The organism is Ketogulonicigenium vulgare WSH-001 (genome assembly GCF_000223375.1).
GTDB lineage: Bacteria > Pseudomonadota > Alphaproteobacteria > Rhodobacterales > Rhodobacteraceae > Ketogulonicigenium > Ketogulonicigenium vulgare.
Window position 1 is genome coordinate 1 of record NC_017384.1, and the last position, 25,970, is coordinate 25,970.

The following is a 25,970-nucleotide window of genomic DNA, read 5'->3' on the forward strand; positions in this document are numbered from 1 at the left end:
TAAAACAACAAACCCGTAGCTTACGCTGCGGGTTTTGTTGTTATTGCATCGCAGATCCCATGGTCAAACCAAACGCCCCGCCTCCCGCGGGGCTTTCCGCATTGGCGGCACAGCACAGACAAAACCATGCACAGGCAGCCCGCAGGACAGACAAAATAGGGGCGACACCGCGCAAGGCAAGTGGATGGCGAGGCAAGCGCGGCCAGCTGAAAACCGCATGTGACGAGGCCCGTCAGCAGGAAGCGCGGCTTGCGCCGCGCCATCCCTCACGGTCGGTCTGGGTGATCTTGCGGTTGGTCAGAGTATGGGGCGCTATCGGGGCAGGCAAGGAAAGCTGTGCTGCTTTATGCGCGGTGCTGTGCAAAAGGCGGCGGTTTCAATCGCGCGGGACGATCATCGGCGTAGCCGTCACCGGATCGGGGATGATCAGGCAAGAGATGCCAAAGACGTCGCGGACGACCTCCTCGGTGATGACCGCACGGGGTGCGCCAGTCACAATGATCGCGCCGTCTTTCATGGCGATGATGTGATCGCCATAGCGGCAGGCTTGGTTCAAATCGTGCAAGACCGCAACCAGAGTGCGGCCTTCGTCGCGGTTCAGGCGACGGCACAGGTTCAGCAGCTCGATCTGATGGGCGATATCCAAAAAGGTGGTCGGCTCGTCCAGCAACAGCAGCGGGGTTTCCTGCGCCAGGGCCATGGCGATCCAGACGCGCTGGCGTTGGCCGCCCGATAGCTGGCTGACGGCGCGATCTGCCAGATCCGCGACGCCGGTGGCGATCAGCGCCTTGGTGCAGGCGCTTTCATCCTCTGATGTCCAGCGCTGGAAGAACTTTTGATGTGGAAAGCGGCCGCGCGCGACCAAATCATAAACCGTCATACCATCGGGCGCGATGGCCGTCTGGGGCAGCAGGCCAAGGCGTTTGGCAACTTCCTTTTCAGGATGGGTATGAATGGCTTTGCCGTCCAGATAGACCTCGCCGCTTTTGGGCGGGCTGAGGCGCGCGAGCGAGCGCAGCAACGTCGATTTTCCGCAGGCATTGGGCCCCACGATGACGCTGAATGCGCCATCGGGGATATCGACGTTCAGCCCTTGGGATACGATCTTGCCGTCATAGCCGTTGGTCAAGTCGCGGGCGTAGAGGCGTGTGCTTTGGTGATCCATTATCATGTTTCCGCGCCTAATCCGTTTTGCGCCATTCACGGCTGAGAAGATACAAAAGATAGGCGCCGCCCATCGCGCCGGTGACCAGCCCGACCGGGATCTGGAACGGGGCCAGCAGACGTTGGGCGACAAAGTCAGCGGCCAGCAGCAAAACGGCGCCGATGCTGGCGGTGCAGATCAGGTCGATGCCGGGGGATTTCGCAATCCGTTGTGCCAGTTGCGGTGCCGCAAGCGCGATGAACCCGATCGGCCCGCCGACCGCAATGGCAGCCGCCGCAAGACAGATCGACACGCCGATCAGTTGCAGTTGCGCGCGGTGGTGGTTCAGCCCTAGACTTGCGGCGATATCTTGCCCCATCTCAAGAATGCGTAACTTTGGTGCAAGCAACAAGGACAGCGGCAGCAGCAGCGCGCACCACAAGATCAGTGGGACCACCTGCGGCCAAGTCACGCCATTCAGATTGCCATGCAGCCAGAGGCGTGCGGCTTGGGCGGCCTCTAGCTCGGCGCGGGTCATGAGAAAGGCGTTAAAAGCCGACAGCATTGCCCCGACGCCAATGCCGACCAGAATCAGCCGCTGGCCATGCACGCCGCGCCGCAGGGCCAGCAGATAGACCGCCAGGGCTGTCGCGAATCCGCCAAGGATCGCGCCAAAGGACAGGCTGATGCCGATGGCCGTGCCTTCGACCAGCATCAGCACCAGAACTCCGGTGCCAGCCCCGGCTGTAAAGCCGACGATATCGGGGCTGGCAAGGGGGTTGCGCGCGAGGGCCTGAAAGATACCGCCTGAAATCCCAAGGGCGGCGCCGATGAACAGGCAGGCTATGATGCGCGGCAGGCGCAGGCCCAGCACCACCAGATCGGCCACGCTGTCTTGGCTTTGGCCTGTGATAACAGACCATACACCTAGCGGGGAAATGGCAAAGGCTCCCGTCAGTAGCGTCATCAGCACCAGCGCAAGGCTGGCGATCAGCGCGATCTGTGTCACCCAAAGGGTGCGCGGGTGATAGGGAATCGCAAGGCCGGGCAGCGGGCGAAAGACCGGGCGTTTTGATGGGGTCTGTGTCATTTCCGGCTGCCATCCTTGCCCATAATCACCAACCACAGCAGCACCGGCGCGCCGATAAAGGCTGTCACGATCCCGACCTCCAGCTCGCCCGGGGGGACAACGACGCGGCCCAGAATATCACTGGCCAGCACGATGACGGGGCCAAGGCCGACGCAATAGGGTAAGATCCAGCGCCAATCAGGGCCGACAATCAGCCGCACGGCATGCGGCACCATCAGCCCGACAAAGCCAATGGGCCCGGCCGCCGCTGTTGCGCCGCCGCACATCAGGGCAATCGCGACAAAGCTAAGGGCACGGGTCTGCCCCAGTTTGACACCAAGGCTGCGGCCGACATCATCGCCCAAGGCAACGGCATTCAGCCGTCCGCCCAATCCCACTGCAATCATCGCGCCGACCGCGATAAAGGGCAGCACCTGGAAGGCGACCTCGGGCGTGCGGTTCGACAGCGATCCCACGATCCAGAACCGATAGGAATCAAAGGTCTGGCTGTTGGACATCGTGATGATGCCAGTAATGGCGCCAAGGCAGGCGGTGATGGCCGCGCCTGCCAGAACCAGCCGCACCTGCTGCACCGCGCTGCTGCTGCGCCCCGATAGCGTATAGACCAACGCCGCCGCGCCGCCGCAGCCAACAAGGGCGAACCAGACATAGCCGGGAAAGCTGTTGATCCCCAGCATGGATATTGCCAGAACGACCATCAACGCTGCGCCCGCATTGATCCCGAGCAGGCCCGGGGCGGCCAGCGGGTTGCGCGTCAACGCCTGCATCACCGCGCCGCTGAGGCCCAAGGCGATCCCGACCAGCAGGCCCAGCAGCGTGCGGGGGATGCGCAATTGCCAGACGATGATCGCGTTGCGGCTGCCGTCGTTGTCGATCAGGGCGCGCCACACCTCGGGCAGGGGGATGGGCCGTGCGCCAATGCCGATGCTGAGAAAGAACAACCAGGCCAAAGCGGTCAAAATGACCACAAGGCCGATCAAGCGCCAGGCCATCCGGCGCCCAAATGCGGCGGCGGGCCGACGATGTGTTGTCGCCTGAAGGGGTGGCAGTGCGGTCATCGGAAAGCAGGGTCGCCAGTTGTTGACTAAATTAGTAAGGATGCCCTAATTGCCCTAACACCTCCCTCATGCGGATACAATCATCATGAAATCTGTTCTGTTCGGACTAAGCTTTGCCAGCGCAGTATTGATCGCACTGCCGATGAACGCCTTTGCGCAAGACGTCATTCATACCGCGCCGCGTGCGCTGGTGGATATGGGCAGCGACGCCGCTGATGGCGTCTTTCCGCGCACGGTGCGACATATGTTGGGCGCGACCGTTCTGACGCAAGAGCCGCAGCGTGTCGCCATTATCTCGACCGGGCAGTTTGATAGCGCGCTGGCCGTGGGTGTGGTGCCGACCGCCAGCACGCGGGGCGCCGGACAGGCGGGCATCGTTGATGACTATTTGCTAGACTATTATCCGCAATATGCGTCGCAATTGGCGCAAGTCATTGATCTGGGCCTGCGCCTTGATATCGATCTGGAAGGCCTCGCCCAAACGCGCCCCGATCTGATTTTGGTCAATGCCGCGCGCGACACGCCCGAGGAGCGCGCCCAGTATGAGCTGCTGTCGCAGATCGCGCCGACAGTGGTCACGAATGCGACCGGCGTGAACTGGAAAATCATCTTTTTGTTGACCGCAGATGCGCTGGGGCGGCGCGAGCAGGCCCAAGCCTATCTCGATGCGTTCCATGCCGACGCCGATGCCTTTGCGGCGACGCTGGGCGACACGCCGCCAGAAGTGTCCTTTGTGATGTCCACGGGGGATCGCAATCGCATCTGGGGCGTGCCGTCCTTCTCGGGCAGCATCGCCGAGGATATGGGCCTGGCGCGCCCCGCCACGCAACGGTTTGATAAAACGTCCGAAGATATCAGTGTCGAGCTGATCGACCAAGCCGATGGCGATTGGATTTTTTACGGTGGCCGCGGGGATGGCCTGCGCATTTTGACCCAAGCACCGCTGTGGCCGACACTGGAAGGTGTGATGGCTGGCCGCGCGGTCGAGGTGGATTTCGACCCCTATTTCTTTAACGCAGGACCGACCGCTGCACGGATTGTGCTGGATCAGGTCTCGGCAACAATTGGGCAATAGGCCGATGCACGGGCTTGGACCTTGGGTGCTGCGCGGTGCGCTTGCGCTGGCGGTAACGTTTGGCGTGGCAACGGCGGCGATCGCGCAAACGGGCGATCACGCCTCGCCGCGCGTGCTGGTTGATATGGGCAGCGCTGCGCCCGACGGCGTGTTCCCGCGCAGCGTGCGCCATATGTTTGGCGAGACTGTGCTAGAGGCCGCGCCGCAGCGGATTATCGTCATCTCGACGGGGCAATTGGATGCGGCGATTACGCTGGGCATCGTGCCGGTTGGCGCGACAGCGGGCGACAATGCCGATATCTATCCCGCCTATTTAGGGGCGGCCTTTCCGCAGCATATTGCCGCCATGGCCGAGGTTGCGAATTTAGGCGACCGCAGTGGCCCTAATCTGGAATTGATCGCCCAGCTTCGCCCAGATCTGATCTTTATGAACCAAGCGGTGCTGCAACAGGATTTCTTTGACACGCTGTCGCAGATTGCGCCGGTTGTCGTCACGCGCGGCAATGGGGTCAACTGGAAGGTCGATTATCTGTTACTGGCACAGGCCTTGGGTAAGGGCGGCGAGGCGCAGGCCTTTTTGGATCAGTTCCACGCCGATGCGGATGCCTTTGCGGCAAACCTGCCCGCCGATCCGCCCAGCGTGTCACTGCTGCAATCTACAGGGGCGCGCACACGTGTCATGGGTGTGACCTCGCTTGGGGGTGGTATTTTGGAGGATCTCGGCCTGTCTCGCCCGCGAAGCCAGCAGTTCGACAAAAATTCCGAGGATATCAGCCTCGAGCTGTTGGATCTGGCCGATGCGGATTGGATCTTTTACGGCACGAATGGCACAGGCGATCAGGCACTGCAGAATGCGGCCCTTTGGCCCAGCCTGTCGGCGGTGGCCGCAGATCGCGCCGTTGCGATTGATTTTGACGCTTTCTACCTCAATACCGGCCCGACCGCTGCGCGCGTCGTGCTGGACACTGTGATCGAGACGCTGAGCGAATGACCAAATCCCTTGCCCCGACCGCACTGGACAGTAATCACGGCAGCGCCGCGCCCGATGGCGTGTTTCCACGCGATGTGCAGCACGAAAACGGTATCGCTGTGATTGCCGCCGCCCCCGCGCGGATTGCTGTTATCTCGACAGGGCAGCTGGATTGCGCTGTGACATTGGGCGTGGTGCCGGTTGCGGCAACGCAAGGCCATGGCACCGGCGTGTTCGAACCCTATCTGGCACAGGCATTCCCGCAGCTGGCCCGCGCGCTTGGCAGTCTGACCGATATCGGCGACCGCAAGGCGCCGGATCTGGACAGGATGCGGGATCTGGCGCTGGATCTGATCTTTATGAATGCGGCGGGTGATCGCAATCAGGTCTATGGGCAGATGGCCGCCCTTGCGCCGACGGTTGTGACCCGTGGCACTGGCGTGAACTGGAAGGTCGATTTCCTGCTGATGGCGCATGCTTTGGGCAAAGCAGGGGCCGCGCAGAATTACCTGCAAGACTTCGTCCGCGATGCGGCTGCTGCGCCCGTCACGCGTGGTACTGTCTCGTTCGTGCAATCCAATGGACGCCGCCTGACGGTGATGGGACGGCGGTCGTTCATCGGCAGTATCGCGGATGATATGGGCCTGACCCGGCCCGCGGCGCAGGCGTTCGAGGGCACCTCGCAGCAAATCGAGGCGTCCGATATCGCCAAGGTCGATGCCGATTGGATCATCTATGCCGGCCAAGGGGCGGGCGTGCAGATGATCCACGCCATGCCCGGATGGAAGGCGCTGCCTGCGGTCAACGCCGGCCGCGCGATCGAGGTCGATTATCAGCCGTTTTTCAATAATGCAGGCGCCACCGCCGCCCGCATTGCACTGACGCAACTTTGTAATATTCTATCGGAGTAAGACCATGTCCTTTATTGCCCCCACCGACGTTCCAGTAGGCAAGGGAAGCGCGGCCTCCGATGGCGTATTCCCGCGTGATGTGACCCATTTCTTTGGTGATATGTCTGTTCCGACGCGCCCAAAGCGGGTGGTGGTTCTGGCGACCGGCCAGCTGGATCAAGCGATCAACCTGGGTGTGGTGCCCGTCGGCACGACGATCAACGGCTTTCCCGATGCCGTGCCGTCCTATCTGGCGGAGGCTTTTCCCCAGCATGCCGATGAGATTGCACAGATCAAATCCGTCGGCGCACGCACCGCGCTTGATTTCGACGCCATCGCAGCGCTAGAGCCGGATGTCATCGTCGGGACTGCCGCGGGCGCCCATGGGCGCGCGTTTGAAACCCTCAACGCCATCGCCCCCACCTTTTTGACGGCAGGTTATGGCTATAACTGGAAGCAGGATTTCCGCCTGTTTGCCGAGCTGATGGGCGAGCGTGACGTTGCGACGCGCATCATGGCCGATTATCACGCGCGGGCAGCAGCGCTGAAAGCGCGCCTTGCCGCCGCTGGCCGCAATACGGACGAGGTCTCGTTTGGGCGTATCGCGAAAAAGGGACTAGAGGTTTATGGTCAGCGCGCCTTCGTGGGTGTGATATCGACCGATCTTGGCCTCGGGCGTCCCGCATCGCAGCAGTTCGACGCCATTATCCGCCAAGTCCCGCCCGAGGAGGCCATGGCGCTTGATGGCGATTGGCTGTTCTTCAGCCAGATCGACGCGCCACATGCACAGCTTGCGCGCGATGCGATTGCAGCGACGTGGAACGGGCTGAAACCGGTGCAATCGGGCCGGGTCCGCCATGTGTTGATCGAGCCGTGGTTCACCATGGTCGCGCCGACGGCTGCGCACATCGTTCTGGATGGAATCGAGGCTGCACTGCTGGGCAGCGATTGACCTCAGCCCTGTGACCAGCCCGGTGACCAGTCCTGTGACGGGCGGATATTCCGCCTGTCATTTGAATTTTATGCAAAGCCATTTTGCACTTAGCGCTTTGGTCAGCGTTGCATTCTGCTATGCCCCCGCCTGCGCTCCGAAAGGGACTGAAGGCGAGGCGCGAGAATACGGATGCCACTGCGGTTCACGGCAGAATGGCCGCTGGGTGATCGGGGCGATGATGCGGGCCGGTGCGCCCAGGCATTGAAACCAGATGGGATTAGCGCCAACGCCCGGTCACGCCCTCGATCGCGGCTGGCGGTGTGGGCTGCGTGACCAGATGGACGGGGCGCCGCTCGTAGAACGCATTGCCGCCTGTGACCAAGACGTAGTGCATGTTGGTATAGCCCGCCCGATAATTCGCGGCGTGAAAGAACATCGCGCCCTGAATATAGGGGTGACGCTCGCCACGGATCACGGCGCGGGCGGCCTCGCGCACAAGAGGCAGTTCGCGCATGTCATTCGTCATGATGCCGGGCGCAAATTGGCCGCGCTGGCTGACGACGCCGCAAATCGATTGCGGGTACTGCCCCGATTCAACGCGATTCATCACGACGCTGCCGACGGCGATCATGCCATCGCGGCTAGACCGTATCGATTCGAAATACATAGCCCGTTCCATACATTCCTGGGCCGAGTGTCCACGCGGACCGCCGCAGGCCGCAAGCGCCAGTGCAGCAAGGCCGAGCAAGGCGATGGCGCGGATGCGGGGAATATTCAAAAACATGGGCGGCCTATATCTATTCAAAATGCGGTATGGTCTGTGCGCCCATAAACCCATCTGGGTGGCGGGGCGTCAACCTTCTGTGGCTATCGGTCGGTTTGGCTTTGCGGGGGATCGCCTGAGCCGCATCTTGATCCGCAAAATCGCCGGGTCGCACGATAGAATTGCGCACCGATAGAGATCAAAGGATGGGACCGCCACGCCAATGCGCGGATGCAGATGGTGAATATTGAAAGCGCGCGCCGTGATATGCGCGCCAGCAAGGATCTTTTCAGGGCGGTTGCTGCGATACCGATTGGAAAAGCGCAGCCCCTGGATGCACAGACGCCTTTCTAGACTGTTGCGTGATCCAAATCGTTGAAAAATACCAACCCGCTGAGGGTGATTTGAATAAGCTGCGGCGCGCGACTGGCATGGTATTGGCGTTCCATGCTGAACGCCGCCTAGTGCTTGACCAGAGTTCCGCCCCGGTCGCTTGAACGGTCGCTTAAACGGCAAGGCTGCGGTCTAAGCGGTCCAGATAATCGTCAAATTGCTGGATCAGATCTACCCGATCCGGCATCCGCAGCCACCAGACCTGCAGCCCGTCCATCGTCGCGGCCACTTCGGTTGCGACAACATCAGGGTCAAAGTCCTTGCGAAATTCGCCCGCGTCCTGCGCATGTCGCAGCGCGGCGGCGATCCCGTCGCGGACATAATGGGACCGCGCCTCGAACCAATCGCGGGCGGGGTGGCATTTACCCAGGCTTTCACTGTTCAAGGTCGAGAACATCTGCACGATATGCGGGATTTGAACATTGCGGCGCACCAGTTTGCGCAGCCCTTCGCGGTTGGCGGCCCAGCTAGGGCCTGCATCGGCGATCAACTCATTCGTTGCGCGGTCGCGGTCCTCGAGGATGGCCAGCAGCAAATCCGTCTTGCGTGGGAAATAGTGCAAAAGTCCGGGCAGGGTCATGCCCACACGTTCCGCGATCGCGGCGAAAGAGGCGGCATTAAACCCTTGTTGTGCAAAGGCTTCGGTCGCGGCTTCGATAATCTGTCGGCGTTTAGCGGCCGTTTCCGCCGCCGGCGGCCTGCCGCGTTTGGGGCGTATGTCGCCCTGATCCGACTTGGACGTTGTGCTCACCCTTGCCTCCCTGCTCGGTGCCCAGCAAAGTGGCAGGCCAGGCGCCAAAAGCCAACCCTCGCCAATCTTTTATTGTATTTTGCCTACTGATTGATATCTAAATTCGAAATCGCGGTTAATTCCGCGATTGGGAGTGAGATTTTTGGGAGGGCCTCTATGGCCGCGGATATTTTCGCGGGCGCACAAGCGTCCGCTACCCTTGGTGCGTCGCAATCGGCGCAACCCGAGGTTTCAAAATGGTTTTTTCTGCGTTACGCGCTGGCTTATATTGGAACATTTACAGCCCTGATTACGCCGGTGGTGATGACGCTGGCGGTACGAATCGAGGCGATTGACCCGGTGAACAAAGGTGCCAATTTGGGTATCGTACTGGGTCTGGGCGCGTTGGCCGCGCTGATTGCGAACCCGCTGTTTGGTATGTTGTCAGACCGCACGACCTCGCGCTTTGGACGTCGTCGTCCGTGGATGGTGGGGGGCGTGCTGCTGGGGCTGATCTCGCTGCTGATCATTGCGCAATCCAGCTCGATCGCCGTGATCGCGTTGTTCTGGTGCATTACCCAAGGCGCGTTGAACGCCGCGCTATCCGCTTTGATCGCTGTGGTTGCCGATCAGGTACCCGAGCATCAGCGGGCCCGCGTCTCTGCAATTGCAGGCATGTCGACCAATATCGGTATGCTGGTTGGCACGGCAATCGTGGCAATGGTTGGCACGGGCGGCACTGCGATGTTCCTGTGGCCGACGCTGTTTGGCGTTGCGATGGTGCTGCTGTTTTGCCTGATCAACGATGATAAAGCCGTGCAGCCCGCTGTGCGCGAAAAGATCAGCGCGGCTGCTGTGCTGAAATCCTTTTGGGTCAATCCGGTGAAATTCCCCGATTACGGCTGGGCATGGCTGTCGCGCTTTTTGGTGTTCTATGGCACCTCGACCCTGCTGGCCTATCAGGTCTATGTGCTGATCGACATGTTCGCCGTCGCCCCCGAGGCGATCCCCGGCATGATGCTGCTGTCGACCATCATTACAGCCGTTTCGGTGGTGATTTTCGCCAGCATTGCGGGTTGGTATTCCGACCGCACCGGCAAGCGTAAGATCTTTGTCTTTATCGCCGCCGTCGTTTTCGCCATCGGCCTGACCGTGCTGGTCAGCACCGGCACGCTGACGGGCTTTTTCATCGGTATCGCCATTCAGGCGGCAGGCTTTGGTGTCTATCTGTCGATTGACCAGGCGCTGGTCGTTGACGTGCTGCCCAACCGCGAAACTGAGGCCGCAAAGAACCTTGGCGTCATGAACATCGCCAATGCCGTGCCGCAAACGCTGGCCCCCGCCATTGCACCGATCATTCTGATGGTGGGCGGGCAGGGGAACTATACCCTGCTGTTCATCGTCGCGGCCATTGTGACCTTTGGCGGCGCGCTTGCGATCCTGCCGGTAAAGGGCGCGAAGTAATGACGGATCAGACTCTGCGCGCCATGCTTTCTGGCGCGCCGTTCAACCTGGATCAGGTGGCGATTGATTGGGTCGCCGCCACCCATGCCAGCCTGTCGGATGCGGAAAAGATCGGGCAGTTGTTCGTCATCTCCTCGATGGGGTTCGACCCGACCGAGGCGGATCGCCTGCGCGATTTCGCCCCCGCTGGCATCACGCGGTTCTTTTTTGGCGACAAAGCGACAGAGGCCGGTTTCATCGACCAGCTGCGCTGCGAGGCGAAAGTCCCGTTGCTCTTCAGTGCCGATCTGGAAGGCAGCCGGATGAGCCTGCCGTTCGGGGCCGAGGCGCCGAACCCGCTGGCTTTGGCCGCTATCGATGATGTCGATGCAACGCATGAGGTCTCGACCATCATGGCGCGCGAGGCGGCGGCTTTGGGGATGAACTGGTCGTTCACGCCGGTCATCGACATCAACCACGCCTTCCGCTCGTCCATCGTGGCGACGCGCAGCTTTGGCGCGGATGTGGCGCGGGTCCAGCGTCATGCCTTGGCCGCGATTGATGCGTTCCAGGCGCAGGGCATCGCCGCGACGGTGAAACACTGGCCGGGCGAGGGGTTTGACGACCGCGACCAGCATCTGGTCACCACGATCAACCCGCTGTCGCTAGCAGAGTGGGAGGCGAGCTTTGGCACGCTTTACCGCGCGGCGGTCGATGCGGGCGTGAAATCGGTAATGTCGGCGCATATCGCGCTGCCCGCCTTTGTGCGCGAGATGATGGCGGATGCGGGGGTCGAGGCCTTCCGCCCCGCTTCGGTCAGCCGTTACCTGAACATCGACCTGCTTCGCGGACGTTTGGGCTTTAACGGTGTCATCGTGTCCGATGCGACGATGATGGCAGGCTTTGGCGCTTGGGGCCCGCGCGCGCAGATGATCCCCGAGGTGATTGAAAACGGCTGCGATATCATCCTGTTCTCGGACGATCCGGTCGAGGATGCGGGCTTTGTCGCTGCGGCTTTGGCGGATGGTCGCCTCAGCCGCGCGCGTCTGGACGAGGCTTTGTTCCGCTCGCTGGGGCTGAAGGCTTCGCTCGGGCTGCACAAGGGCGTCCCCGCGCAGCAGTTGGATCTGATCGGCACCGCCGCCGACCGCATCCGCGCGGCCGAAATCACCCGCCGCGCACCGACGCTGGTCAAGGATGTGCAGGGGCTGCTGCCGCTGTCTGTCGAAAAGCACCGCCGAATCTATGTCTATACGACGGGTGTTGTCTCGCCGATGCATACTGCTGGCGGGCCGCTGGCGCTGGTCGATATGCTGCGCGCCGAGGGGTTCGAGGTCACCGTCCATGACCGTGACAATGCGCAGATGAACCCGTGGAAGGGCTATGACCTTGTGCTTTACCTGATGGCCGAGGAAACCCTGCTGTCGCGTGAGCGCATCTTCATGAACTGGGCGGGCCTTGCGGGCCAGTTCCTGCGCGCGATGGAGCGTCCATGGCATGATGTGCCGACCGCTTTGATTTCGTTCGGCTATCCCTATTACCTTTATGATGCGCCGCGTATGCCCTGTGTCATCAACGCCTATGCCACCATGGATACGATGCAGCAGGCGGTGCTGGATGGGTTGATGGGCCGCGCGCCCTTTACAGGCACATCGCCCGTTGATCCGTTCTGCGGTCTGCCTGACGCGCCATTCTGATCAACGCGCCTCTTTTGCAAAGATGCGGCGGCGGCTACAATCGCCCTGTAGCCGCCGTTGTTGTATCATGACCCTGACTGCTTTTCCTTTGCGGCCCGGCCGCGTGCATGAAGTCGCCGGCCCCGCCGCTGCGGCCTTTGCTTTGTGCTGTGCGGCGGGTGCGGGCGATGCCGGTCTCATCTGGGTGCGTCCCGCTTGGGCAGGGGCGGCGCTGTTCCCTCATGGGCTGGCGGATCTGATCGACCCCAGCCGCATCCTGATCGCGCAGACCGCCTCTGAGGTCGATACCCTGACCGTGGCCGAAGAATCCCTGCGCGATGGTGTGCTGCCCCTTGTCATTATCGAAGTGACCAAGCCGCTGAGTTTGCGCGCCGGACGCCGTTTGCAATTGGCGGCGGGGGCGGGGCAGGCGACGGGGCTGTGCCTGATCCCCGATGGCATGGGATCAAACGCCGCCGAGACGCGCTGGCACGCTGCGCCGGTTTTTGGCGATCAGGGGGACTCGACTCTGATGAAATGGGAACTTAATAAGAACAAATCAGGAACTGTTGGGGCGTGGCATGTTCGGTGGAACCGGCAGACGCATTGTGTCGATATGGTTTCCCCGCTTCCCTTCGGATCGGGCGCTGCGGGCGCGCGCGGTTGAGGGGCCTTTCGCCCTCAGCCTGCGCCATGGCAATGCCGATGGTCTTTACTGTCTGAACCCCGCCGCCGAGGCGCTGGGCCTGCATCTTGGCCTGTCGCTGTCAGAGGCGCGGGCCTTTGCCCCCAGCCTTATCGTGCGGCCCGCGGATCTGGCGGCTGATCGCGCGCAATTGGCGGCGCTGCGGCGCTGGGCCCTGCGCTATTGCCCGTGGGTGGGTGTTGCGGGGCGCGATGCGTTGGTGCTGGATATTACAGGTGCGGCGCATCTGATCGGGGACGAGGCGATGATGCGCGGTGACATCATGCGCCGCCTGACCCGCGCGGGGTTCACGGTGCGGATCGGGATTGCCGATACGCACGGCGCTGCGCGGGCGCTGGCGCATGCGGCCCCCGGGATCGCGGCGGCGGGGCAGAGCCGCGCCGCGCTGGCGGATCTGCCGATTGCCGCGCTGCTGATCCCGCCCCAGATGGATACCAGCCTGCAGCGGCTGGGGCTGCGCAAGATCGGTGATCTGCTGGCTGCACCGCGCGCGCCGCTGGCGCGCAGGTTCGGGCAAGAGTTGCTGGATATTCTGGATCGCGCTTTGGGCGATTTGCCCGATCCGATCATGCCCGAGGCCGAGCCGCCGCGCTATGGTGTGCGGATGACCCTGCCCGAACCCATTGGCCTGCTGTCCGATGTGACGGCGGGTCTTGACCGTCTGCTGATCCGGCTGTGCGAGACTCTGCGCGCCCGTGGCATGGGGGCGCGCAGCCTGCGCCTGACCCTGCGCCGTGTCGATGGCGCGGCCCAGCATGTGCCGATCCGTCTGGCCGCGCCGATGCGCGAGGCGCCCCGCATCCTGCCGCTGTTCGCCCGCGCGCTGGAACAGGTGGATGCGGGGTTTGGCATCGACCAGCTGAGGCTCGAGGCGGATGTCGTCACCCCGATGGCCCCGCTGCAACTGGGCACAAGCGCCGCCAGCACCGACCGGGTCGAGGCGCTGATGACCCGCATCGGCACGCGCATCGGGCTGGAAAACCTGCGCCGGTTCCAGCCCATCGACAGCCATATCCCCGAAAACAGTTTTGCGCTGGCCCCTGCCAGCGATGCGCAGCGCCAAGGCGTCTGGCCCGGACGGCCCGCCCGTCCGCTGATCCTGTTCACGCCCGAACCCGTAGCGGCAAACAGTGCCACACCGCCCGCTGCATTTCACTGGCGGCGCATGGGATTTACCACCGCCCGCGCCACCGGTCCCGAGCGCATTGCCCCCGAATGGTGGAGCACCGCGCCCAAGGCAGGCGCTTTGCGCGATTACTGGCGCATCGACACGCGCGAGGGGCGGCGGCTGTGGCTGTTCTATACGCCGCAAAACCCCGGCTGGTTCGTGCAGGGGGAATTCCTGTGACCCCCGCCTATGCCGAGCTGTGCATCACCACGAATTTCACCTTTTTGCGCGGCGCCGCGCATCCCGAGGAGTTTGTCTTGCGCGCGACCGAGCTGGCGCTGCCCGCCATTGCAGTGACGGATTGGAATTCGCTGGCCGGTGTCGCGCGCGCATGGACGGCGCTGCGGAACTTGCGCGAAGACAAGGATATGGCGCATCTGCATGCCCAATTGCCAAAGCTGCTGATCGGCACGCGGCTGATCTTGCAAGACAGTGCCATTGAATGGCTGGTGCTGCCGGTGGATATCGCGGCTTATCACCGGCTGTCGCAGCTTTTGACCCGTGGCAAGCTGCGCGCGAAAAAGGGCGAATGCCTGCTGTCGCAAGAAGACCTGTTGGACGCGCAGGATATGATCCTGATCGCGCTGCCACCTGCGGATCTCGGCACGGCCTATGCGCAGATCAGTGCGATGCAGCGCCGCTTTCCGGGCTTTGTCTATACGGGTGCCGCGCCGCGCTATGACGGGACGGATCAGGCGTGGTTCGACCTCTGCGCGGATCTGGCGCTGCGGGCCTCGGCCCCGATGGTGGCGGTGGGGGATGTGCTGATGCACCGCGCCAGCCGCCGCCCCGTCGCCGATGTGCTGACCTGCCTGCGCGAGGGGATCACCATCGATAATATCGGCACCCGCGCCCTGCCCAATGCCGAACGCCGCCTGAAGGGGGTGGGCGATATGGCCCGCCTGTTTCGCAACCACCCTGCCGCGCTGCGTCGCACGGTGCAGATTGCGGATCGCATCAGTTTTGACCTTGGGGATCTGCGGTATGACTACCCCGACGAGGCGAATGATGGCGAGCTGCCCCAGGCGCGGCTGGAACGTCTAGCCCGCGCCGGCCTGATCCGGCGCAGCAAGGGGGCTGCCCCCGACCGTTATCAGGGGCTGCTGGACAAGGAGCTGTCAGTCGTAGCAGAGCTGGGCTATGCGCCCTATTTCCTGACCGTGCATGACATTGTCGCCTATGCCCGCAGCCAAGATATCCTGTGCCAAGGGCGCGGCTCGGCGGCGAATTCGATCATCTGCTGGGCGCTGGGCATTACCGATGTCGAGCCCAGCATGATCGGCATGGTGTTCGAGCGCTTTATCTCGCGCCACCGCCGCGAGCCGCCCGATATCGACGTCGATTTCGAACATGAACGGCGCGAAGAGGTGATCCAGTGGATTTACGATCGCTATACCCGCGACCGCGCCGGGCTTTGCGCCACCGTCATCCATTTTCGCACCCGCGCCGCCATCCGCGAGGTGGGCAAGGTCATGGGCCTGCGCGCCGATGTGACGGCGGCTTTGGCGGGGCAGATCTGGGGCACGTCGAATGCGGGCACCGACGGGGCGCTGATGCGCGAGGTGGGGCTGAACCCCGATGACCGCCGCCTGTCGCAGACCATCGCCCTGATCCGCGAGATTATCGGCTTTCCGCGCCACCTCAGCCAGCATGTCGGCGGTTTTGTCATCACACGCGGACGGCTGGATGCGCTGTGCCCGATCAGCAATGCCGCGATGGATGACCGCACCTGCATCGAATGGGACAAGGATGATATCGACGCTTTGGGCATTCTAAAGGTCGATGTGCTGTCGCTGGGGATGCTGACCTGCATCCGTAAGGCGTTCGAGATGCTGAAAAAACAGGGCGCAGGCAGCTATACGCTGGACAGCGTCCCCCAAGAGGATGCCGCCACTTATCAGATGCTGCAACGCGCCGATGCGATTGGCGTCTTTCAGGTCGAAAGCCGCGCGCAGATGAATTTCCTGCCGCGCATGAAACCCGAGCAGTTCTATGATCTGGTGATCGAGGTCGCCATCGTCCGCCCCGGCCCCATTCAGGGCGGCATGGTGAAACCCTATATCCGTCGCCGCCAAAAGCTAGAGGAGCCCGAACCCTTCGGCCCCGCGCTCGAGGCGATTACCCGCAAGACGCTGGGCGTGCCGCTGTTTCAGGAACAGGCGCTGCAGATCGCGCAGGTCGGGGCGGGCTATAGTGCCGAGGATGCCGACAAGCTGCGCCGCTCGCTGGCCTCGTTCCGGCGCATGGGCACCATCGGCCAGCACCGCGAGATTTTCGTCCAAGGCATGATCGGCAACGGCTATGCCCGCGAGGTGGCCGAGCGGTGTTTTGGCCAGATCGAGGGTTTTGCCGATTACGGTTTCCCCGAAAGCCATGCTGCCGCTTTTGCGATGCTGACCTATGTGTCCTCGTGGCTGAAATGCCATCATCCGGCGATTTTCGCCTGTGCGCTGCTGAACAGCCAGCCGATGGGGTTTTATGCCCCCGCCCAGATCGTCCGCGACGCACGTGAACATAATGTCGAGGTGCGCCCCATCTGCGTGAACCATTCGGAATGGGAAAACACGCTGGAAAAACGCACCGATGGCGCCTTGGCGCTGCGGCTGGGGTTTCGGCAGATCAAGGGCTTTCGCGAGGAAGATGCCGATTGGATCGCGCGGGCGCGGGGCAATGGCTATGCCGATGTCGAAAGCCTGTGGCTGCGCGCCGGTATCCGCCCCGCCGTGCTGGAACGTCTGGCCGAGGCGGATGCCTTTGCCAGCCTGGGGATGACGCGCCGCGATGCCCTGTGGGATGTGCGCGCCATTCGCGCCCCCGCGCCGCTGCCGCTGTTTGCCGACCCGCTGGACGGCGAGGGGCTGCGCGAGCCTGCCGTCCATCTGCCGAACATGCATCTGGGCGAGGAGGTGGTCGAGGATTACATCGCCACCCGCCTTAGCCTGCGCGCCCATCCGATGGAGCTGCTGCGCCCGAAACTGCCGGGCCTCACGCCCCATGCCACCTTGCTGCAGGTGCCGCTGCGGCGGATCACCGTCTGCGGTCTGGTCATCACCCGCCAGCGCCCGGGAACCGCATCGGGTGTCGTGTTCCTGACGCTCGAGGATGAGACGGGCGTGTCGAATATCGTGGTGTGGAAAGCCCTTTATGAGCGGTTCCGGCGCGAGGTCATGGGTGGGCGGCTGCTGCGTGTGACCGGCAGGCTCGAGCGCGAGGGCATCGTCACCCATGTCATTGCCGAGCGGATCGAGGATCTGTCCCATCACCTTGCCAGCCTCGGCCATCCGCTGAGTGAGGCGGTCGGCAAGACCATCGCACCCGCCGATGACGCGCCGAAAAAGCGCAATGTCCCAACCGCGCGACACCCGCGCGAACAGGCCAAGCGGCTGTTTCCCAGCCGCGACTTTCATTGAAAGGCGGGCCCCGCTTTGGGGCCCGCCATTAGATCACGCCTTTTGCAGCAGGTTCGCCAGAATGCGGAACGCGCCGGGGGTCAGCTTGTCCAACTGGTGATGCAGCACCAGCGCGGTATGGGTGTGACGGCCCGCACCGACCTCGGCACTCAGCAGCGATCCTTCCAGCGGCTCCTCGCCGCGGTCGTTCATCGCCAGCAGCGACACATAGGCCGCATCCCATTCCGAGGCGAAATAAAGCCCCCGTTCCTTGTCCCAGCCCGCCCAGTCATCGGCCGAGATCACGTTCGGCTGGTTCAGCAAGGGGTGGTCGGGGGCCAGCACGGTGACGGCGGCATTCGGATCGGTCACGCGATACCGGATCGAGGGCGAGCCGATCACCAGACGCGCGGCAGGCACCGTGTCGGGGTTCCAGCCATCCGAGGGGCGGTGATACAGTGTCACAAGGTGGCCGCCCGCCGCGATCCATTCATGCACCTCGGCAATGCGCGAGGTGAAATCGCGCCTGCGCCCCAGCGCAAAGACCCCGACCACGATCGTGTCGAAATCGCGATAGGCGCCCGATGCCATATCTTCGGGGGTCAGCTCGGTCAGATCGACCCCAAGGCGGCGGATCCATGTGGCGACATTGTCGTTGTTCGATCCGATATAGGCGACGCGCGCCTCGGGGATCTTGGCATCGACAACCTGCACTTGGAACGCGACCTCGCTGGGCACGACAGCCTTGCCGGTATGGGGATATTGGAAGGTTTCGACCTTATAGGCGGTCTTGCCTTTCAATGTCGGGTTCAGCACCAGACGCGCCACACTCAGATCCGATGGCGGCGCAAGGCGGAAGGTTGCGGCAGTGCCAGCGGGGTCCGCATCCCCGGACAGCACCCAAGTTTCCGGCACCGGAATGACCAGATCGCCGATCGTTGCATTGGTGACGACGGCCTCGATCTCGGCGGGTTCTGCGCCGTTTTCCATGTTGAACACCAGCGCCTCGGGGCGCAGGGTCAGGGAATTTTCCGGCACGATGCGCAGGGCATCCTCGAGATCGACGACGACCGTTACCGCGCGGCCGCCGACGCTAAAGGTCACGCGCATCCAGGCATCGCCATTGCCGCCCAGCGGGTCATATTGCGGCTCCATCGGGTTTGTCAGCGCGGCCGAGGTTGGCACATCGACTTTGACCTTGCCGTCGGTGCCTTCGGACGTGGGCAGATCGCCGGCGGTCAGCACCTCGACCAGATCAACGGTGACGGATGCGGGGGCATCGACGAGGGTGCGGATCTCGACCGATTGACCGGCAGGTACATCATTGCCGTCCACAAACGAGCGGATCTGCACGCCAGCGGCGATGCGGATCACCTCGGCCACTTCACGCTGTTTGCGGGTCAGGCGGTGGGCAACTTGCGGTGCCAGCGTCTCGGGCAGGGCAGCGGTTGCAGCATCCAGCGCATTGGCCAAGGCGACGGCCTTTTCCAGCACAGATTCAGGATCGCCATAATCGCCATGCGCGGCGTCGATCAGGTCTTGGGCCTCGCGCAGGGCGGCGGCGCAATCCTCGGGCATGCCGTCCATCGTGGCCAGCGCGCCAACAGTGGCCAGCAACCCATCGCGGATGTCGTTTTCCGCGCCGCCCGCGCCGCCGCCGATGACGCGCGCCAGATGCAGCGGCCATTCGGTTTGCGGCTCGGGGCGCCAGCGACCCATGCCTTGGGTCAGGTGGCAGGACCGCGACCATTCGCCCATCTGCGGCCATGTCGCACCCGAGATCTTGTCCCGTTCCGGCGCAGTCAGCAGCAGGGTCTGCGGCGGGGGCGGGGTTTCGTCATCATAAACACCGCCGCCGCCGCCCCAGGCCGGGTCATACATTTTCGGCACTTCCCAAGGGGTCAGGCCCAGCTCGGTAAAGTGGTGGGTGTAAACATCATCGCGGCCCGACAGCTCGACCGCCTTTTTCGTCGCGACGGTCGCGGCGCGGTGCTGGCCGTGCTGGCCGGGCGTATCAAGGAAGCAGTTGAAAATCGCATCGGGACGATAGGCGCGAAAGGCCCAGACCATGCGTTCCAGCACGCGATCCTCGCCCCAGCGTTCAATCGTGTCGTCGGGGTCTTTGGTAAAGCCAAAGTCATGCACGGGATCGGTGGTGCCCATGCCGCCAAAGGCCAGCGCCGCATCGAGCGCGCGCGATGCCGCCTGCATTTCGCGTGTGCGCAAAACGCCCAGCGCAATGCCGCGCTCGGGCCCGATCGAGTTCTGGCCGCCTTCGCCGCGCGTCATGCAATACATCACAGGATGGATGCCATAGTTGAACCGCAGCGCCGCAAGCATACCCGATGGCTCGTCATCAGGATGCGCGCCCGTGGTCATGAACGTCACGGTCGAGGTCAGACGCTCCAGCGCGCGGGCAAGCTGGATGATCGAGGGTTCGCCCTGTTGGCGGGCAATCAATTGTAGGTCAGTCAGCGGCACTGCAAAGGCGGGAATCGCCGTGCTGGCAAGGGCTGCCGGCACCGTTGCCATGAACAGGCGCCGCGTCATTTTGATCGACATTTTTATACCTCCACTTGGCCCTGCGAATCGCGGGCAAGGGAAAGTCTAACAGCGTCGAATTAAATAACTAAATTTACTTAATCATTATTGCGACGAATTTATGAACGCAAAAACGCCGCTGCACGGGAGGGCGTGCAGCGGCGAGGGGGCCCAAGGCGTATGAAACGGCGCGGGCCCGGAGGAGCACCCGCGCCGTCCATCCGATTAGCGCGTCGCGCCTTCGGGCAGGTTGCCAGCCAGGAAAGCCGCGCCTTCTGCGACGACGACCGAGGCATCAACCGGCATGTCATGCTCGATGATATACCACTCTGCGCCAGCGGCTTCGGCGGCGGGCAGGATGGCGTCGAAATCGACAACGCCGGTGCCGAGGATCGCAAAGCCGCGCTCGGCCTCGCCTTCGCCGGTCGGGTAGTTGTCTTTGGCATGGATCGCGAACAGGCGACCGTCAAAGCGGCTGATGAATTCGGCCGGCTCGTATTCGGTGCGGGCAACCCAAGCGACGTCCAGCTCGGCCTCGAGGCCCTCGCCAGCGGCGTCGAACATGATTTCAAGACCGGTCTTGCCATCATAATCCACCAGCTCGAAAGCGTGGTTGTGATAGGCCATACGCATGTCCTGTGCAGCCAGCGTCGCGGCAATCTCGCCCAGTTCGGTGCCCAGTTCCGCCCAGCCCTCAGCGGTGGTCGGGCGCTGGTCTTCGGGCAGGAAAGGTACGGTGATGACATCGTTGCCGATGGCTTTGTTGAACGCGATCACGGCATCAACGTCGTCGCGCAGGGCGGCCAGTTGGGCGTGGGTCGAGATCGCCTCGATGCCATGCTTATCCAGCAGCGCCTTTAGCTCTTCGGCGGTGACATTCTGGGTGCCGACGGTTTCAACAGCGGTGACGCCCGCGGCGGCAACGGCAGCAAGCTGTTCGTCCAGCGTGCCAAAGTCGCGCAGCGTGTACATTTGCGCAGCGATCGGCAGGTCGGACACGGCACGCTCTTGTGCAAAGGCGGGGGCCGTGATGGCGGTGGTTGCGGCCAAAATGGCGGCGTAACGGATAAAGGTCATGATGTCCTCGTTCAGGGTAAAGGGGTTAAATCAGGTGGCCCAAGCGCGCTGGCCGGGCTCGAGCGGGACATCCTCGTACATGCCGGGGACGGCCACGTAATCCAGAACTTCGGTTGCGCCGACGCGCGATGTGAAGAAGCCAAGCAGGGTCAGCTGCTTCATCATCGTATAGAAATGCGGGTTCGCTGCCGTGCCGACGGCCTTTGCCTCGACCTCGAGGTCGGTGACAATGGCGCGGCGCTGGTCGTCGCTGAGGCGGACAAACGCGCCGCCAAAGCGTTGGGTTGCCGTGCGTTCAATCGCGGCAATCCCATTGCGGAAGGTCGTGCGTTCGGTGCCGCTGTAACAATCAGCGACGAACACGGCCATAAAGGCGCCAACTTCGGCATCTATCGCACCGGGGGTATCGGTGCGGGGGATGATCACCTCGGCCAGATGGTCGAGGGTGGCGATCTGGGCATCATCCAGCGCAAAAGTCGGCATATCCGCCGGATATTGCGCGGGCTCGGCGCTGACGCGGCTGCCAATCAGGGCCATGCCGGTCGTCGCTGCGATCATTTGCAAAAGTGAGCGGCGATCCATTACAGGTCTCCCTTTTTCAGCGCGTCGACGGCGAATTCGGCGGCGCGGGCGGTCAGTGCCATATAGGTCAGCGACGGGTTCACGCACGACCCCGAGGTCATGCAGGCGCCGTCGGTGACGAAGACGTTCGGGGCGTCCCAGACCTGGTTATTGCCGTTCAGCACCGAGGTTGCCGGATCGCGGCCCATACGGGCGGTGCCCATTTCATGGATGCCCATGCCGGGTGCGTAGGGCGTTTCAGTGCCCACGACATCCTTGACGCCTGCCGCTTCCAGCATGTCGATGGCGTCCTGTTTCATGTCCTTGCGCATTTCCAATTCGTTCTCGCGCAGCGAGACATCGAACGACAGGACGGGCAGGCCCCATTTGTCGGTCACGCCACGGTTCAGCGAGATCTTGTTGTCGTGATAGGGCAGGATCTCGCCAAAGGCGGTCATGTTGATGCCCCATGCGCCGGGGGTCGATAGCGCGTTTTTCAGCTCGGCCCCGATGCCCAGCTCTTCGGCAGGGCGGCTCCAGCCGCCACGGCTGGCCGAACCTTGATAGCCAAAGCCGCGGATATAATTGCGGCCCTCGTCGCCCGGCACGTTGCGGAAGCGGGGGATATAGAACCCGGCCGGGCGGCGGCCGTAGTAATACATATCCTCGTAACCCTCGATCGTGCCACGGGCGCCGACGCGGAAGTGGTGGTCCATGACGTTATGGCCGAGTTCCCCCGAGCTGCTGCCAAGGCCGCCTTCCCAGACATCCGTCGCCGAGTTCATCAAGATCCAAGTCGAGTTAAAGGTCGACGCGTTCAGGAAGACGATATTGGCGGTATATTCATAGGTGAGGCCCGTTTCGGCATCGATAATCTCGACGCCGGTGACGCGCTTGGTGTCCTTGTCATAGATCAGCTCGCGCACGATCGAGAAGGGGCGCAGCGTCAGGTTGCCGGTCGCAACGGCGGCGGGCAGGGTCGCCGATTGCGTGCTGAAATAGGCGCCATAGGGGCAGCCCAGCACGCATTTGTTACGGTACTGACAGGCCGAGCGGTGCTGTTCGGGGCGCGGCTCGGTGATGTTAGAGGTGCGCGAGTTGATCAGATAGCGCTTGCCGCCATAGGCCTGCTGAATGCGGGCGGCGACGTCTTTTTCAACGACGTTCAGCGGGATCGGCGGCAGGAACTCACCATCGGGCAGCACGTCAAGGCCGTCGCGGTTGCCGGAAATACCGGCGAAACGTTCGACATAATCATACCAGGGGGCGATGTCACCGTAGCGGATGGGCCAGTCGATCGCGATGCCTTCACGGGCGTTCGCTTCGAAATCCATCACGCTGTGGCGATAGGTCTGGCGACCCCACATCAGCGAGCGGCCACCCACATGGTAGCCACGGAACCAGTCAAAGCGCTTTTCCTCGACATAGGGGTTTTCCTGCTCGTTCGCCCACATGCCATAGGTCGATTCTTGCAGCGGATAATCGCGGCGCAGGACGGGGAATTCTTCCTTCATCGCATTGGTCGGACGACCACGGTGGGGATAATCCCAAGCCTCTTTTTCGGCGTTCACGTAATCTTTGACGTGTTCAATATTACGCCCGCGTTCCAGCATCAGGACTTTCAGGCCCTTTTCGGTCAGCTCTTTGGCTGCCCAGCCGCCACTAATCCCCGATCCGACGACAATTGCGTCGTAATGCATATCCGCCATACTCGCTTCCTCTCAGGTTGCTCTTGGACTTGTTCGGACAAGACCTCTCTGGCGCTGACCGGAGGGCGGCAGCGAGAGGGCATTGCAGGTTTGTATTGGGCGCGCCGCATATGGACCGGCGTAGCCCCTGATTTGCGATAGGCCGTATCATCGGACATGCGCGATCATGCGCTGCAAGAGGGCAGCGTTTGCGCAGGTTATGATATGGCAAAACCCGGTCATGCCTGATCCGCACCGCGGTATCAGGGCCATCTTGGGTTAATCGCACCGGGCCGGATTACGGCTGGCGCAAAGCGTTCCTATTCATGATTGTCTCTCCCTTCCGTCCGCCTCCTCCAAGGCGGTGTAACCGAATGTTACCGGTTACATGGATTTCTAGCACGATTCGAACGTGGTTCAAAATGAAAAATGACAAGTTCGTGCAACTGTGGGTTGTTTTGCGCGGTTGCCCGCGCAAAAACCTACTGGTTGATAGGCTGCCAGCGCCCATCCGCCTCGGACGATCGGATCGCAGCCATGATAAAGCGCAGTCCCTCGATGCCGTCTGCCAGTGTTGGCAAGGTGGCTGCGGGCTCCTCGCTGCGCAAGACGCCCGCGAAATCCTGATAAAGGGTCGCGAAAGCTTCCAGATACCCTTCGGGGTGGCCCGAGGGGACGCGCCCGATGCCGTTGCTGCCCGCGCCATTGCGGGTGATGATCTGGGTCGGCGCGCCGAACTGGCTGAAATGCAGCTGGTTCGGGTTTTCCTGTTGCCAGTCCAGCGATCCCTTGTCGCCATAGATGCGCAGGCGCACGGAATTCTCGTGCCCAACGGCGACCTGACTGGCCCAGAGCATCCCCTTTGCCCCGCCCTCAAAGCGCAGCATGATATTGGCATTGTCGTCGACGCGGCGACCCGGAACAAAGGCGTCCAGATCGGCGCTGAGGGATGTGACCTGCAAGCCGCTGACAAAGCGTGTCAAATTATAAGCATGGGTGCCGATATCGGCGATGGCGCCGCCCGCGCCTGATTTCGCGGGATCGGCCCGCCAGGCGGTGCCGTTTTGCTCGGCCTCGGTCGCCTCGGTCAGCCAGTCTTGCGCATATTCGGCCTGCACCATGCGGATCTTGCCCAGATCACCGCGCGCCACCATCTCGCGCGCGAGGCGTACCAGCGGGTAGCCGGTATAGGTATGGGTCAGCAGGAACCGCGCGCTGCCCTTGGGGGTGACGCTTGCCAGCGCCTCGGCATCCTCGAGGGTTGCGGCCAGCGGTTTGTCGCAGATCACATGGATGCCCGCCTCGAGGAACGCACGCGCAGGTCCTGTATGCATATGATTTGGCGTGACAATCGCCACAACCTCAATGCCATCGGGGCGCGCGGCCTCGGCCTCGGCCATCTGTTTGAAGTCGGTGTAGATGCGGTCTTCGGCAAGACCCAAGGCCAGCCCGCTTTCGCGCGCAACCTCGGGGCGCGAGGATAGGGCCCCCGCGACCAATTCATACTGACCGTCCAGACGGGCGGCAACGCGGTGAACATAGCCGATAAAGGCACCGGCACCGCCGCCGACCATCCCAAGGCGCAGGGGGCGTTTGAAATCCGACATTATTTCAGGCCCAGCATTTTCAGGTTCATATCCGCATCGACGCCGGTATTGGCGAAATCGTCAAAGGCACGCTCGGTCACGCGGATGATGTGGTCGCTGATAAAGGCCGCACCTTCGCGGGCGCCATCCTCGGGGTGCTTGATCGCGCATTCCCATTCCAGAACGGCCCAGCCCTCATAGTTATATTGCGCCATTTTCGAGAAGATCGACTTGAAGTCGACCTGACCATCGCCAAGGCTGCGGAAGCGGCCGGCGCGGTCCAGCCAGCTTTGGAAGCCGCCGTAAACGCCCTGACGGCCGGTCGGGTTGAACTCGGCATCCTTGACGTGGAACATGCGGATGCGTTCGTGGTAAATGTCGATGAATTCAAGGTAATTCAGCTGCTGCAGGATAAAATGGCTGGGGTCATACAGCATATTCGCGCGGCTGTGATTGCCGACGCTGTCCAGGAACATCTCGAAACTGATGCCGTCGTGGATGTCCTCGCCCGCATGGGTTTCATAGCACAGATCGACGCCGCATTCCTCGTAAACATCCAGAATCGGACGCCAGCGCTTGCCCAGTTCTGCGAATGCCGCCTCGACCAGACCTGCGGGGCGCTGCGGCCATGGGTAGAAATAGGGCCAGGCCAGCGCGCCCGAAAAGGTCGCTGCCGCATTCAGCCCAAGATTGGCCGAGGCTTTCGCCGCCAGCTTCACCTGATCGATTGCCCATTCCGTGCGGGCGGCGGGATTGCCGCGCACGGCGGGGATGGCAAAGCCGTCAAACGCCTCGTCATAGGCGGGGTGAACGGCGACCAACTGGCCCTGGATATGGGTCGAAAGCTCGGTGATCGACAGACCATGCGCGGCAACGCGGCCAGTCAGCTCATCTGCATAAGTCTTTGATTCAGCAGCCAGGCGCAGGTCAATCAGCGAGGTTTCGACGGTCGGAATCTGAACGCCTTTGAACCCCAGACCGGCCGCCCAGGCGCATATATTGTCGAGATTATCGAACGGAGCCTCGCTTCCCACGAACTGGGCAAGGAATACTCCGGGGCCTTTGAGCGTTTTCATGATTTCCGTCTT

20 protein-coding genes are annotated in these 25,970 nt (G+C 62.6%); 9 read left to right on the forward strand and 11 right to left on the reverse strand.

The window, feature by feature from the left end; genetic code table 11:
* Positions 1-376: 376 nt before the first annotated feature.
* The 3 genes from KVU_RS00005 to KVU_RS00015 are packed head-to-tail and all read right to left on the reverse strand — an operon-like array spanning position 377 to position 3,226.
* Entirely contained in the window at positions 377-1,171 is a 795-nt protein-coding gene (locus KVU_RS00005; protein WP_014537419.1) for an ABC transporter ATP-binding protein, read from the reverse strand.
* Between the two features lie 10 nt (positions 1,172-1,181).
* Positions 1,182-2,234: a FecCD family ABC transporter permease gene (locus tag KVU_RS00010; protein ID WP_014537420.1), complete on the reverse strand. Its 1,053-nt coding sequence runs from the start codon at positions 2,232-2,234 to the stop codon at positions 1,182-1,184.
* Positions 2,231-3,226 carry a FecCD family ABC transporter permease gene (locus tag KVU_RS00015; protein ID WP_014537421.1) on the reverse strand — a complete coding sequence of 332 codons (996 nt, stop codon included), beginning with the start codon at positions 3,224-3,226 and terminating at the stop codon, positions 2,231-2,233. The genes KVU_RS00010 and KVU_RS00015 overlap by 4 nt, the downstream gene beginning before the upstream one ends.
* A gap of 151 nt (positions 3,227-3,377) precedes the next feature.
* Here KVU_RS00015 and KVU_RS00020 point away from each other — a divergent pair, with 151 nt between their 5' ends.
* Genes KVU_RS00020 through KVU_RS00035 form a run of 4 tightly spaced genes read left to right on the forward strand, consistent with a single transcriptional unit; the run spans position 3,378 to position 7,179 of the window.
* On the forward strand, positions 3,378-4,367 hold the full coding sequence (locus KVU_RS00020) for an iron-siderophore ABC transporter substrate-binding protein (RefSeq protein WP_013383251.1): 990 nt from the start codon (positions 3,378-3,380) through the stop codon (positions 4,365-4,367).
* Positions 4,368-4,371: 4 nt separating this feature from the next.
* Positions 4,372-5,358: an ABC transporter substrate-binding protein gene (locus KVU_RS00025; RefSeq protein WP_236953120.1), complete on the forward strand. Its 987-nt coding sequence runs from the start codon at positions 4,372-4,374 to the stop codon at positions 5,356-5,358.
* The gene (locus tag KVU_RS00030) at positions 5,355-6,248 is read left to right on the forward strand and encodes an ABC transporter substrate-binding protein (protein ID WP_013383253.1); all 894 of its coding nucleotides are present in this window, start codon (positions 5,355-5,357) and stop codon (positions 6,246-6,248) included. The genes KVU_RS00025 and KVU_RS00030 overlap by 4 nt, the downstream gene beginning before the upstream one ends.
* A gap of 4 nt (positions 6,249-6,252) precedes the next feature.
* Positions 6,253-7,179: an ABC transporter substrate-binding protein gene (locus KVU_RS00035; protein ID WP_013383254.1), complete on the forward strand. Its 927-nt coding sequence runs from the start codon at positions 6,253-6,255 to the stop codon at positions 7,177-7,179.
* 259 nt (positions 7,180-7,438) lie between these two features.
* On the opposite strand, the gene KVU_RS00040 is transcribed toward KVU_RS00035, so the two are convergent.
* Both KVU_RS00040 and KVU_RS00045 read right to left on the reverse strand, forming a co-directional pair.
* Positions 7,439-7,945: a cell wall hydrolase gene (locus KVU_RS00040; protein WP_013383255.1), complete on the reverse strand. Its 507-nt coding sequence runs from the start codon at positions 7,943-7,945 to the stop codon at positions 7,439-7,441.
* A gap of 484 nt (positions 7,946-8,429) precedes the next feature.
* A complete protein-coding gene (locus KVU_RS00045; RefSeq protein WP_013383258.1) occupies positions 8,430-9,068 on the reverse strand; it encodes a TetR family transcriptional regulator in 639 nt (212 codons plus the stop codon).
* A 156-nt stretch (positions 9,069-9,224) separates the two neighbouring features.
* Here KVU_RS00045 and KVU_RS00050 point away from each other — a divergent pair, with 156 nt between their 5' ends.
* The 5 genes from KVU_RS00050 (at position 9,225) to KVU_RS00070 (ending at position 17,450) form a co-directional block, all read left to right on the forward strand.
* Entirely contained in the window at positions 9,225-10,511 is a 1,287-nt protein-coding gene (locus KVU_RS00050; protein WP_013383259.1) for an MFS transporter, read from the forward strand.
* Positions 10,511-12,187, forward strand: a complete 1,677-nt coding sequence (locus tag KVU_RS00055; protein WP_013383260.1) for a glycoside hydrolase family 3 protein — start codon at positions 10,511-10,513, stop codon at positions 12,185-12,187. Before KVU_RS00050 ends, KVU_RS00055 begins: the two co-directional genes overlap by 1 nt.
* A 67-nt stretch (positions 12,188-12,254) precedes the next feature.
* A complete protein-coding gene (locus KVU_RS00060; protein ID WP_013383261.1) occupies positions 12,255-12,833 on the forward strand; it encodes an ImuA family protein in 579 nt (192 codons plus the stop codon).
* On the forward strand, positions 12,748-14,220 hold the full coding sequence (locus KVU_RS00065; protein ID WP_014537423.1) for a Y-family DNA polymerase: 1,473 nt from the start codon (positions 12,748-12,750) through the stop codon (positions 14,218-14,220). Before KVU_RS00060 ends, KVU_RS00065 begins: the two co-directional genes overlap by 86 nt.
* On the forward strand, positions 14,217-17,450 hold the full coding sequence (locus KVU_RS00070; protein WP_014537424.1) for an error-prone DNA polymerase: 3,234 nt from the start codon (positions 14,217-14,219) through the stop codon (positions 17,448-17,450). Before KVU_RS00065 ends, KVU_RS00070 begins: the two co-directional genes overlap by 4 nt.
* 33 nt (positions 17,451-17,483) lie before the next feature.
* Here KVU_RS00070 and KVU_RS00075 read toward each other — a convergent pair whose 3' ends face one another.
* From KVU_RS00075 to KVU_RS00100, 6 genes are all read right to left on the reverse strand, one after another.
* On the reverse strand, positions 17,484-19,991 hold the full coding sequence (locus KVU_RS00075; RefSeq protein WP_013383264.1) for a PIG-L family deacetylase: 2,508 nt from the start codon (positions 19,989-19,991) through the stop codon (positions 17,484-17,486).
* Positions 19,992-20,195: 204 nt separating this feature from the next.
* A complete protein-coding gene (locus KVU_RS00080; RefSeq protein ID WP_013383265.1) occupies positions 20,196-21,047 on the reverse strand; it encodes a sugar phosphate isomerase/epimerase family protein in 852 nt (283 codons plus the stop codon).
* A 30-nt stretch (positions 21,048-21,077) separates the two neighbouring features.
* Complete coding sequence (locus KVU_RS00085) at positions 21,078-21,629, reverse strand: gluconate 2-dehydrogenase subunit 3 family protein (protein ID WP_013383266.1); 552 nt, start codon at positions 21,627-21,629, stop codon at positions 21,078-21,080.
* Positions 21,629-23,317: a GMC oxidoreductase gene (locus KVU_RS00090; RefSeq protein WP_014537425.1), complete on the reverse strand. Its 1,689-nt coding sequence runs from the start codon at positions 23,315-23,317 to the stop codon at positions 21,629-21,631. Before KVU_RS00090 ends, KVU_RS00085 begins: the two co-directional genes overlap by 1 nt.
* 461 nt (positions 23,318-23,778) lie before the next feature.
* On the reverse strand, positions 23,779-24,903 hold the full coding sequence (locus KVU_RS00095; protein WP_013383268.1) for a Gfo/Idh/MocA family protein: 1,125 nt from the start codon (positions 24,901-24,903) through the stop codon (positions 23,779-23,781).
* Positions 24,903-25,958: a sugar phosphate isomerase/epimerase family protein gene (locus tag KVU_RS00100; RefSeq protein WP_013383269.1), complete on the reverse strand. Its 1,056-nt coding sequence runs from the start codon at positions 25,956-25,958 to the stop codon at positions 24,903-24,905. The genes KVU_RS00095 and KVU_RS00100 overlap by 1 nt, the downstream gene beginning before the upstream one ends.
* Positions 25,959-25,970: the final 12 nt, after the last annotated feature.